The organism is Psychrobacillus soli (genome assembly GCF_006861775.1).
GTDB lineage: Bacteria > Bacillota > Bacilli > Bacillales_A > Planococcaceae > Psychrobacillus > Psychrobacillus soli.
Map to the genome: position 1 here is coordinate 17,525 of NZ_VDGG01000050.1, position 11,713 is coordinate 29,237.

Below are 11,713 nucleotides of genomic sequence, written 5' to 3' on the forward strand. Positions count from 1 at the left end.
TTGTAACATTTCGTTTATTATTAGAATACTAAAAAAAGTAGACGCATGTATTTATTCATGCGTCTACTCTATTTGGTGCCATGTCATCTAAAAGGATTATCCAACAATTGCATTTGCAATTATTAACATAATCATCGCTGTAAACCAAGCAAGTGTTGTTGGTACAGACCAAACTAACACCTGTTCTTTCAATTTGGTAATGCCAAGCATACGGTTAACTACCCAGAATAAGGAGTCGTTGAAGTATGAAAACAGCATTGCACCTAGTGCTGCCGCTTGTGCTGCAAGTGCTAAATTCACATCTAAATTTGCTAGTATAGGAGCTGAAATAGATGCAGCTGTAATCATAGCAACTGTCCCACTTCCTTGGATTAGACGAACAATGGATGCAATAAAAAATGGAACTAAAATAGCCGGCAAAGGTAACCCAGCAATAATTTCAGCAAGATAATCACCTGTTCCACTATCGCGAAGAACAGTTCCTAAAGCACCACCAGCACCAGTTACTAATAAAATGATACCAGCAGTAGTCATACCTTCTTCCATTCTTTCAAGTGCTTCGTCACGTTTCATACGATTTGCTAAACCGTAAATTGCAGCAACTAATCCTAATGCCAATGCGATAATTGGTTGACCTAAGAATAAGACATAATCCCAAACTCCACCAGTAATTTTTAAGGCAGATAATGTTGTATTTAAAAATATTAATAGGATTGGTAATAAAATCGGGAAAAACGAAAGAAATAATGATGGTAATTCTTTTTCACGATCCGCAGATGCTGCTAAAAAGTCATTATATACCATTTCAGAAGAATCTTTACGAACAAATCCTTCTCCATTTTCTTCAGGCACTTGATAAATTCGCTTACCAATCCACTGTGCATATAATACTCCTACAATAATAATAGGAATCGCAAAAATTAGTCCCCAGAAAATCATTTCACCAATATCAACACCAAAGATCCCTGCCACGCCTAATGGACCTGGAGTGGGTGGAACTGCATGATGCGTTGCAGCCAATCCAATCGCTAGTGCAATCCCTAGTGTAACAACTGATTTACCTGTTTTACGAGATAATGATTTTACTAATGGATTTAATATAACGAAAGCAGAATCTACAAATATCGGAATAGAAACAATATACCCCGCAATCGCCATCGCCCATTCTTCTTTTTTCTTTCCTACTAGACGAATCAATGAGTAAGCAAGTTTTTCTGCAGCCCCTGTTACTTCTAGAATACGTCCCATCATAACCCCTAAACCTACTACAATACCAATAGATGCTAGCGTATTCCCGAAACCTGAAGTAATAGAATTCACCACTTTAAGTGGCTCCATCCCTCCGATTAATCCAGTAATTGATGCTGCAATGATCAGTGCTAAAAATGCATGAATTTTTGTTTTTAAAACAAGTAAAATAAGAACTGTAATACCAATAGCTAAACCAAGCAACATTTGCATTTCTAATGTCATTCCATTGAAACCCCTTTCATTTCCTCTTTTTAAAATAGAAGGAAAGCAAACTTTCCTTCTATTGAATTACTTACAATGATTCACGAGTGAATTTTGGTGCGTACTCAGCAGCAAGCTTGATACATTCGTACATACTTACTTCAGACGCGATATTTTTCCATGCGATATCAAACGCTGTACCATGGTCAACAGATGTACGTAAGAATGGTAAACCATTCGTAATCGAAATCGTACGGTGAAAATCGGTCATTTTCGCAGCGATATGGCCTTGGTCATGGTAAAGAGAAAGAACAGCATCGTATTTACCATTTAACGCTTGGAAGAATACTGAATCTGCTGGAACTGGTCCATATGCATCGATTCCAGAAGCTACCGCTAGTTCAACACCAGGCTTAATTTCTTCTATTTCTTCATTTCCAAATAGACCGCCTTCCCCAGCATGTGGGTTAAGTCCAGCTACTGCTAGTTTACGGTTTTCAACCCCAAGACGTTGTAATGCTTTGTCACAACGAATTAAGTAATCATGCACTCGCTCTTTTGTCATTTGTGTAATTGCTTTTGCAACGGATACGTGACGAGTTAAGAAGAAAATACGCATGCCATTTACTTGGAACATTGTTAAAGGATCTGGTGATTGACTTAAATCTTCTAACATTTCGGTATGTCCGATATAAGGAACATTTGCCGCTTTTAAGGATTCCTTGTTCATTGGAGTAGTTGCAAGTGCTTTTACTTCTCCAGCCATTGCTAATTCTACTGAACGTTTAATATATTCAAATGCCGCTTTTCCATTTTGAGCTGCAACTTCACCTGGCTCAAATGAATCCATATCAATGTTCGTTAAATCCAATACATCAATCGTTCCGAATTCATAAGCACCTTCTGCTGGACTAGCAACTGTGCTAACTTGTAAATTGACACCTGTTACTTCAATTGCTTTTCGAATAATTTTTGCATCTCCAACAACTAAAGGTTTACACATATTGTATAATTCTTCTTTTGCTAATGATTTCACTGTAATTTCTGGACCAATACCTGCAGCATCTCCCATTGGAATTGCGATAATTTCTCGTACTGTAGTCATATCCTATACACTTCCTTCTTCTGTTTTATTTGTTAAAAACCTTACACATTTGTAGATAGAATATTTATCCCCAACCGTGCCACCTTTTGTAATAACTGGAATTCCATCAAATGTTCCACCGATGAATTGTCCATACGCAGCACGAGGGAGAACTTCATCTTGTAAGCCTATTGCTTCTGCATTACTTACTGCACATAATGCTGCAGTAACATCTCCCCCACTTGAAAACGTACCATCTATCGTATGTTCTGTTTGCAGAACAACGTTATTTGTTACTCTTGCAAGTCCTTCTGTAATGCGTTTTGCCAGTTTTTCTTCCGTTACACCTTCACGACTTGCAATTTCCGAAAGATCTAACTTCTCAGTTCCTGGGGAGTACGTCGTAATGATTAGCATTTCTTGAGTTTCTAATTTTATTAAAGCTTCATTTGTTGCACGATCAATTTCCGCTTCCCATGCACTTGTAATGGAAGCAAGTGCTTCTGTATTAACATAAACAGGTTGAGCAGCTTTCTTATCAATTAAATAATTAAGTTGTCTTCCCGTTAAAGGGGTAATACTTCCTACAGTGACTATGAATTTATTCGTCTGCACATTTTGATGCGCTTTCATACGACCATAAGAAGCAGTTAGAGGTCCTGGATCTACCGGGATAAAATGAGTTCCTTCTATAGAAATCATTGCTTCGGAAATATGATCGATTTCCTCATTCGTAACAGCATCAACAACGATGATTCGATGTCCAGCTTCAATTTGGCGCATTAACTCCAATTGAATGGCTTCTTTCCCCTTTAGGACTTTTCCTAAACCAATATGCGAAACCGAATAATTACTTTGCTCCTCCATTAACGTTGGAACATGTGACTTCGTTATTGGGTTCATCGGATCTTTTCCGACATCCGTCGCTTCTACCGGTACGCCGTCTACTAAAAGATAACCGCCAGATACAACACGACCAGAGTCCGGAAAAGAGGCAACAACGATCGCTACACTATTTTTCCCAACAGCAGTTAGTAACGCGTCCGTTTCCACACCTAAATTTCCTCGAACCGTGCTATCAATACGCTTCGTGATAACACTAGCTCCCCAAGTGGAAAGCTGCTCGTAAGCTTTTAGCACACGAGTCTCCGCTTCCGTTGCTACGCAATATCTACTATCTGTATCAATTCCTAGTGCCGTGAAGCCGCCTTTTGTTGGAACTTCTCCATCAAATACGACCGTTGCACTCGTAAACCCATTCTTCAAAAGACGAACCCCAGTAGCATTTGCACCAGTTAAATCGTCGGCAATAACCCCAATTTTCACAACTACACTCCCTTTATAAAGGTAGACATTTCTCCATAAATTTGCTCTAAATCTTTTGGCATTGTTTGATCGGTAATAATTCCTGTTATTGAATCTACATCTGCTATTTTTGCAAACGCTTTTTTTTCAAACTTTTGAGCGTCTACTACTAAATACACACTCTCACTGGCATGAATCATTTCTCGCTTTATAGCTGCTTTTTCAAATGTAGCTGACGTAATTCCTAAAGTAGAATGAACCGCGTGAGCCCCTAAAAACAAAATATCTACATGAATGTCTTTTAACATTTTTTCTGCGTAAGAACCAAACACCGCTCCTACATCATTTTGTATTTTTCCACCCAATAAGATAACTTCCATTTGACTATCTACAAGTTCAGCTGCAATTTTTATATCATTTGTGACAATCGTTAAATCTTTTCTTGACTTTAAACGCCTAGCGATTTCAAAAGTAGTTGTTCCAGAGTCGAGTAGTATTCTCATACCATCTTTTACAAGACCAACTGCAATCTCTGCAATTTCCACTTTCTGCACATGTGCTTCTGAAAGCTTTTGGCTATAGCTCTGTTCGGCAATGATCGCTTGCGGAAGTGCTGCACCGCCATGTGTTCTTATTAGTTTCTTCTGCTTTTCTAATTCATCTAAATCTCGCCTAACCGTCATAGCAGATACGGCCAATAGATCGACTAATTCTAGAATTTCTACTTTCCCTTTTTGTGTGAGCTCTTCTAAAATCAGCTTTTTTCGTGAAACTGGTGTCATGGAATCATCCTTTCAACTTTGAAAGCGTGTTCACTATGAACATATTATGTTCTTTTTTTTCAAATAAGTCAACAATATTTGTGACAAACGAACAAATTTTGTTCGAAAAGAACAAAAAACAAATGATTACAACTATATTACGGGTGCCTGGCACCCGTAATATTACTGTCATCTAAATAACGGCTAATAGTTGTCTACCAATTTAGAATTATTAGGTAGAATCATAGCGATTTAACGCTGTAATGTGTTAAAATGAAAAATACTTTAAATTAAAATGGAGGTTGGCAACAATATTATGCAAGTAACAAACACGGAATCCGTCCAAGTAGAAAATGTGCTTATTGCACATCAATTTTTGAAAGATGTGGTAGTACATACCCCTTTGCAAAAAAATGACTATTTATCTGAAAAATATGGAGCAACGATTTATGTTAAACGGGAAGATTTACAACATGTTCGTTCCTTTAAACTAAGAGGCGCCTATTACAAAATTAAAACAATAGAACAAGAAGCACGGGAAAAAGGAGTTGTCTGTGCGAGCGCTGGAAATCATGCACAAGGTGTAGCTTATGCATGTGCCCAATTAAGAATATCCGCCACTATTTTCATGCCGTTGACAACTCCGAAACAAAAAATCGATCAAGTACGAATGTTTGGTCGAGAGTATGTGGAGATTACACTTGCCGGCGATACATTTGATGACTCAGCTTCTAGCGCAACAGCTTATTCCCAAACGGAAAATAGAATTTTTATCCATCCATTTGATGATCGGGACATAATTGCCGGACAAGGAACAGTTGCGATAGAAATTATGAATGATATCGAGGAGTCAATTAATTTTGTATTTGGTAGCATAGGCGGCGGAGGACTAATCTCCGGACTTTCTACTTATATAAAGAATCTCTCTCCTCTTACGAAAATAATTGGTGTAGAGCCCGCGGGAGCTGGAAGTATGAAAGCAGCCTTGGAAAATGGTGGACCAATCGTTCTTGAAACAATTGATAAGTTTGTCGACGGAGCCGCTGTACAATGTGCGGGAAACCTTACTTATGAAGCTTGTAGTAAATACGTAGATAGTATCGTGCTTGTCCCAGAAGGAAAAGTTTGCACAACTATTTTGGATTTGTATAACAAACACGCAATTATCGCGGAACCAGCAGGCGCCCTTTCAATTGCTGCGCTCGATTTTTACAAAGAGGAGATTAAAGGGAAATCCGTCGTATGTGTCATAAGTGGTGGAAATAACGATATTGGTAGAATGCAAGAAATAAAAGAAAAATCACTAATGTACGAAGGTCTACTCTACTACTTTATCGTTAACTTCCCGCAAAGAGCTGGTGCACTCCGTCAATTTTTAGATAAAGTACTTGGTCCGGAAGATGATATTACGACATTTGAGTACACGAAGAAAAACAATAAAGAAAGCGGTCCTGCACTAGTAGGAATCGAATTAAAGCATATAGAAGACTATAATGGTCTTATTTCGCGATTAACTGAGAATGGATTTTCGTACAAAGAAGTTAATAAAGATAGTACCTTGTTTGACTTATTAATCTAACTTTTAATGAGCAAATAGATGGTTATATCAATGATTCCTTACTTAACTAAGGTAGATTAAAATTAGTAGTAGATAAAAACAATTAAAATGTCAGAATTGATTTCTAGCAATATTCCATCCAGTTTGATATAATCATTATTGTATTATAAGAATTCTAATCTAGGAGGAATTATTAATGTCTGAAAATAAAAACAACAACAAATTAACGACTGCAGCTGGCGCACCTGTAGTAGACAACCAAAACTCAATGTCCGCTGGTAAAAGAGGTCCTCTATTACTACAAGACATTTGGTTGTTAGAAAAACTCGCTCATTTTGATAGAGAAGTAATTCCTGAACGCCGTATGCATGCAAAAGGTTCTGCTGCTTATGGTAAATTTACGGTAACAAATGATATTACTAAATATACAAAAGCAGCAATTTTCTCAGAGGTTGGAAAAGAAACAGAAATGTTCGTACGTTTCTCAACAGTAGCTGGTGAACGTGGTGGAGCTGACGCAGAACGTGATATTCGTGGATTCTCTATGCGTTTCTACACAGAACAAGGAAACTGGGATTTAGTTGGTAACAATACACCAGTATTCTTCTTCCGTGATCCACTTAACTTCCCAGACTTAAACCATGCAGTTAAACGTGATCCAAAAACAAATATGCGTAGTGCAAATAATAACTGGGATTTCTGGACTGGTCTTCCTGAAGCACTTCACCAAGTAACAATCGTTATGAGTGACCGCGGAATTCCTGCTTCTTACCGTAATATGCACGGATTTGGTAGCCATACATTCAGTATGATAAACGCAGACAATGAGCGTGTTTGGGTGAAATTCCACATGCGTTCTCAACAACCAATTGAGAATTTAACAGACCAAGAAGCGGAGCAACTAATTGGTAAAGACCGTGAAAGTCACCAACGTGATCTTTTCGAAAATATCGAACAAGGCAACTTCCCTAAATGGAAAATGTACATCCAAGTAATGACAGAAGAACAAGCGAAAAACCACCCAGACAATCCATTCGATTTAACAAAAGTTTGGTATAAAGGCGATTATCCATTAATCGAAGTTGGTGAATGGGAATTGAACCGTAATCCTGAAAACTACTTTGCTGAAGTTGAACAAGCAGCATTTACACCTGCTAACGTAGTACCAGGTATTAGTTTCTCTCCTGACAGAATGTTACAAGGTCGTTTATTCTCATATGGGGATGCACAACGTTACCGTTTAGGTGTTAACCACCACCAAATTCCAGTTAACCAACCAAAATGCCCTGTTCACACTTTCCATCGAGATGGCGCAATGCGCACGGATGGTAACTTAGGTGCAACACTTCACTATGAGCCAAACACTTATGGCCAATGGAAAGCACAACCAGAATTTAAAGATCCAGCACTAGCGCTTTATGGTGATGCAGATATTTACGATTTCCATGAAGATGATAGTAATTACTTTGAGCAACCAGGTAAACTATTTAACTTAATGAGTCCTGAGCAACAACAATTATTATTCGAAAACACTGGAAGAAATATGCAAGGTGTAGATAAACATATTCAACTTCGCCATATCACGCATTGCTATAAAGCAGATCCTGCTTATGGTAAAGGTGTAGCAGAATCATTGGATATACCATGGGGAGAAGTAGAAGCAGCTTTAGCATTTGCTGATTAATACGAACTAACAAAAAAGCAGCGCATTTTGCGGTGCTTTTTTGTTAGTTCCATATTCCTTTTGTTTACTCATTTAAGTAAAGCACGAGCTTAGTTGTACAAGAGCTTTAATTTTTTGTGTCACTAACGTACGTTCTTTACTTTTTTTTACCGTCCTCACAAGTGCTATAAATAAAGAAAGAATAACTGTATACACAAGTACACTGCTCATTGTGTAGATATTAATATCCATTTTCTAATAAAAAAATATAAAATTCTTTCACAATCTTTATATTTATTATAAATTAAATATTCATAGTAAAGTGTTAATTAAAGTGGAATTTATACAATTTTCTTACAAGTTTACAGGTCAGTGAAATGGTAAACCAACTAGCGTTACTAACCAAATTCAAGTACAATTTTTCACATGCAAATCTAATACTGTCGTGCGAATGTCTTTATATCAAAAAACGACTACTAATTTGCTCTGCAATTTAGTAGTCGTTTTACCATATATTTTTATTGTTTGTGATAGGTGGACCCGCGAAAATTAACCGTTTTTTATACAGACAATAGAGTACGGTCACTCGTTAATTTTTCCCCGCGAATTCGCTGGAACTCATCCATTAGCTTCGCGATCGTTAAATCTTTCTTTTCTTCTTCCCCAACTTCTAAAATGATTTGCCCTTTATCCATCATGATTAGTCGATTCCCAAGATCTAATGCTTGTTGCATATTATGTGTAACCATTAGTGTCGTTAATTGATCCTTTTCCACAAGTTGCTTGGTTAAGTTTGTTATTAACTCCGCTCTCGATGGATCTAGTGCAGCTGTATGTTCATCTAGTAGTAAGATCGAAGGCTTCGTGAATGTTGCCATTAGTAGGGAAAGTGCTTGTCTTTCCCCGCCCGATAAAAGGCCAACTTTTGCATTTAATCGATTTTCTAAATTTAAGTGTAGCGTCTCTAGTGATTGCAGAAAAAACTCTTTTCGCTGCTTGTCTACTCCACTTTTCAATCCGCGTTTCTTATTTCTTGAAAAAGCGATTGCTAAGTTTTCTTCTATCGTCATCGTTGGAGCAGTGCCTGCCATAGGATCTTGGAAGACTCGCCCTATTAGCTGGGAACGTTTATATTCCGGTAAGCTTGTTACGTCTTTGCCGTCAATTACTATTTCCCCGAAATCAGGAGTAAGTGCTCCTGAAATCATATTAAGCATCGTAGATTTACCCGCCCCGTTACTACCAATTACTGTGACAAAATCTCCAGCTTTTAATTCTAGATTAATTTGATCTAACGCAATTTTTTCATCAGCCGTCGCTTCATTGAAAATTTTATTGATCGCCTGTAATTTAAGCAAGGTATTTCCCCTCCTGCTCTGTTACAATAGTAGCATTTGCCACTCTTCCGGCATGTCGTTTTGCTTTTCTACTTTTCTCTCGACGTTTGTCAAAATAAGTAGGTAACACTAAAGCAATTATTACGATAAATGCCGTAATTAGTTTCATATCCCCTGTATCAAGTAAATCGATTCGAAGTGCTAATGCAAGAATAATACGATAAATAATCGCCCCTGCAATTACCGCGAGTGTTGTACGAACGATGGATTTTGTGCCGAAGATCGCTTCCCCGATAATAACAGACGCTAAACCAATGACAATCATCCCAATACCCATTCCGATATCCGCGAACTTTGCATACTGTGCAATTAGTGCGCCAGAAAACGCAACAAGTGCATTAGAAATACCGAGCCCGATTATAACTAGATTATCTGTATTCGCCGAAAAACTACGAATCATTTTTTTGTTATCGCCCGTTGCACGAATAGCTAGTCCAACTTCTGTTTTCAAAAACCAATCGAAAATCAATTTAATAAGCACGACTAAAATGGCTACAACAATAGCAGTTCCCCAAGTAGAAGGCAAAAATTCCACGCCAATTCCACTGAAGAAACCATTAATCGCTTCATCAATACCTAAAGACCCCCACCACGTGGAGAATTGACTAAATAATGTGTCAGAATTTAGTAAAGGAATATTCGGTCGCCCAACTGAATTTTCTACAGTAAACCCCATGATCCTTAGGTTAATGGAATATAAAGCAATCATCATTAAAATCCCAGACAATAAAGGATTGATCTTCCCTTTCGTATGTAACAAACCAGTAATACATCCTGCAATAAAACCTGCTATTATCGCAACAAGCGTTGCAATAGCCGGATGATATCCTAACACAATCATCATCGCTGCAGTTGCAGCACCCGTAACAAAACTTCCGTCGACCGTTAAATCAGGAAAATCTAACACTCGGAATGTTAAATACACTCCGAGTGCCATAATTGCATAGATGATTCCTTGCTCTACAGATCCAAAAATAGCTGCAAACATAAAGAATCAAACTCCTATCTATTCCGCGAATTCCGCATTCCAAGCATCTTTTACTTCAAGTCCAAGTGCATCCACCGTATCTTGGTTTAAGACAAATCTTAAATTTTGTGGAAACTGAACTGGTAAATCTGCTGGTGTACTTTCGCCATTTAAAATTTTCACTGCCATTTGTCCTGCTTCATAACCGATATCATAGTATTCAAAACCATATGCTCCTAATCCTCCACGTTTAACAGAGTCAAATTCGCCAACCATCATCGGAAGTTTATTGTCATTAGCAACAGAAATTACTGATTCAAGCGCAGAAACAACCGTGTTATCTGTAATAATATATAATGAATCTACTTTTCCTATTAACGATTCAGTAGCCTGTTTTACTTCAGCTGAAGTAGAAACAGACGCTTCCACTACATTTAAACCAACGGCACTCATTTGTTCTTTCACAGCATCCACTTGTGCACGAGAGTTTTGTTCTCCTGAGTTGAATACCATTCCGACATTTTTCGCACCAAGTTCATCTTTTAAAAATGCTATTGTGCTTGGAATTGCATCTGGCTGTGTATCAACAGTTCCAGTAACATTCCCACCTGGACTTTCCATCGACTGTACTAATTCAGCACTAACCGCATCTGTTACAGATGTAAAAACAATGGGAATATCTTTTGTAAGGCTCGCTACTGCTTGAGCACTTGGCGTGGAGTTCGCGAATATTAAATCAACACCAGCACTTACTAAATTGTTTGCAATAGTCGTATTGGCACTATTATCATTCTGAGCATTTTCCACTTTATAGTCAGCATCAATGCCCGCATCTTCTAAAGCTTTTCTAAATCCGTCGTATGCTGCATTTAAAGATGGATGTTCGACAATTTGCGTAACACCAATTGTAACTTTTTTTGTTTCTTCCTTTGTAGTAGCTTCAGGGCCTTCTGTACTCTCTCCCCCACAAGCTGCTAAAAACAAAACAGCTGCTAATAAAATAAATGCTATTTTCTTCATCTCTATCATTACCCCCTATATCTCTAGATCCACATCAGCGATTCAACTCGCTAAAGTATAGATTAATAGCTATATTACACTGCTATCGAACGATAGTCAATAACATTATGAATTATTTGATATTTTTTAAAGGTTATAAAAGAGTATGACACACACTTATACTTCTTCAGTTTGGTTTGGATAAAGAAACACCTTTACATCAAGGACACTAACTAGAAGAGTGAAACTTTTTAGGTATACTGCGTCGTAGTGAGCTGAAAAAAGTGTTCGCTGGTATTTCCGCTGCAGGATGGACACTTTCCGCCGCTTGCGCGTGCGCTGGAATGGCACATTAAGCTCAGAGAGGAACAAAGGCTAAGAGCACCACATCCTGTGGCAACGCCTTCGTGACTAACATCCTGTTAGCCTCGGCAGGAGTCGCCACCTGCATCGAGAATCTATGGTAAAGACTAGCTTATCAGAATCTAATATTAAAAATAAATGGTTGAACGAGACAATATTCCCTT

The 11,713-nt window shown here is 37.9% G+C and carries 9 protein-coding genes; 2 read left to right on the plus strand and 7 right to left on the minus strand.

Annotated elements, in window-relative coordinates; translation table 11 throughout:
- Positions 1-96 precede the first annotated feature (96 nt).
- The 4 genes from FG383_RS17530 to FG383_RS17545 form a co-directional block, all read right to left on the minus strand.
- Complete coding sequence (locus FG383_RS17530; RefSeq protein WP_142608696.1) at positions 97-1,473, minus strand: GntP family permease; 1,377 nt, start codon at positions 1,471-1,473, stop codon at positions 97-99.
- Positions 1,474-1,543: 70 nt separating this feature from the next.
- Positions 1,544-2,557: a 4-hydroxythreonine-4-phosphate dehydrogenase PdxA gene (gene pdxA, locus FG383_RS17535; protein WP_142608697.1), complete on the minus strand. Its 1,014-nt coding sequence runs from the start codon at positions 2,555-2,557 to the stop codon at positions 1,544-1,546.
- Positions 2,558-2,560: 3 nt separating this feature from the next.
- Entirely contained in the window at positions 2,561-3,862 is a 1,302-nt protein-coding gene (locus FG383_RS17540; RefSeq protein WP_142608698.1) for a four-carbon acid sugar kinase family protein, read from the minus strand.
- Positions 3,863-3,864: 2 nt separating this feature from the next.
- Complete coding sequence (locus tag FG383_RS17545; RefSeq protein ID WP_142608699.1) at positions 3,865-4,623, minus strand: DeoR/GlpR family DNA-binding transcription regulator; 759 nt, start codon at positions 4,621-4,623, stop codon at positions 3,865-3,867.
- 295 nt (positions 4,624-4,918) lie between these two features.
- Here FG383_RS17545 and ilvA point away from each other — a divergent pair, with 295 nt between their 5' ends.
- Both ilvA and FG383_RS17555 read left to right on the plus strand, forming a co-directional pair.
- Positions 4,919-6,181 (plus strand): threonine ammonia-lyase IlvA, encoded by a 1,263-nt coding sequence (gene ilvA, locus FG383_RS17550; protein ID WP_142608700.1) that lies wholly within the window; start codon positions 4,919-4,921, stop codon positions 6,179-6,181.
- 175 nt (positions 6,182-6,356) lie between these two features.
- Positions 6,357-7,844: a catalase gene (locus FG383_RS17555; protein WP_142608701.1), complete on the plus strand. Its 1,488-nt coding sequence runs from the start codon at positions 6,357-6,359 to the stop codon at positions 7,842-7,844.
- Between the two features lie 539 nt (positions 7,845-8,383).
- On the opposite strand, the gene FG383_RS17560 is transcribed toward FG383_RS17555, so the two are convergent.
- The 3 genes from FG383_RS17560 to FG383_RS17570 are packed head-to-tail and all read right to left on the minus strand — an operon-like array spanning position 8,384 to position 11,207.
- Positions 8,384-9,181 (minus strand): ABC transporter ATP-binding protein, encoded by a 798-nt coding sequence (locus tag FG383_RS17560; protein ID WP_142608702.1) that lies wholly within the window; start codon positions 9,179-9,181, stop codon positions 8,384-8,386.
- On the minus strand, positions 9,174-10,208 hold the full coding sequence (locus tag FG383_RS17565) for an ABC transporter permease (RefSeq protein WP_142608703.1): 1,035 nt from the start codon (positions 10,206-10,208) through the stop codon (positions 9,174-9,176). The genes FG383_RS17560 and FG383_RS17565 overlap by 8 nt, the downstream gene beginning before the upstream one ends.
- 18 nt (positions 10,209-10,226) lie before the next feature.
- Positions 10,227-11,207: an ABC transporter substrate-binding protein gene (locus FG383_RS17570; RefSeq protein ID WP_185908000.1), complete on the minus strand. Its 981-nt coding sequence runs from the start codon at positions 11,205-11,207 to the stop codon at positions 10,227-10,229.
- Positions 11,208-11,713: the final 506 nt, after the last annotated feature.

Bases quoted from the DNA above. Each gene is read 5' to 3' on its own strand.
- FG383_RS17530 (WP_142608696.1), bottom strand. From the start codon at position 1,473: ATGACATTAGAAATGCAAATGTTGCTTGGTTTAGCTATTGGTATTACA.
- pdxA (WP_142608697.1), bottom strand. From the start codon at position 2,557: ATGACTACAGTACGAGAAATTATCGCAATTCCAATGGGAGATGCTGCA.
- FG383_RS17545 (WP_142608699.1), bottom strand. From the start codon at position 4,623: ATGACACCAGTTTCACGAAAAAAGCTGATTTTAGAAGAGCTCACACAA.
- ilvA (WP_142608700.1), top strand. From the start codon at position 4,919: ATGCAAGTAACAAACACGGAATCCGTCCAAGTAGAAAATGTGCTTATT.
- FG383_RS17555 (WP_142608701.1), top strand. From the start codon at position 6,357: ATGTCTGAAAATAAAAACAACAACAAATTAACGACTGCAGCTGGCGCA.
- FG383_RS17565 (WP_142608703.1), bottom strand. From the start codon at position 10,208: ATGTTTGCAGCTATTTTTGGATCTGTAGAGCAAGGAATCATCTATGCA.
- FG383_RS17570 (WP_185908000.1), bottom strand. From the start codon at position 11,207: ATGAAGAAAATAGCATTTATTTTATTAGCAGCTGTTTTGTTTTTAGCA.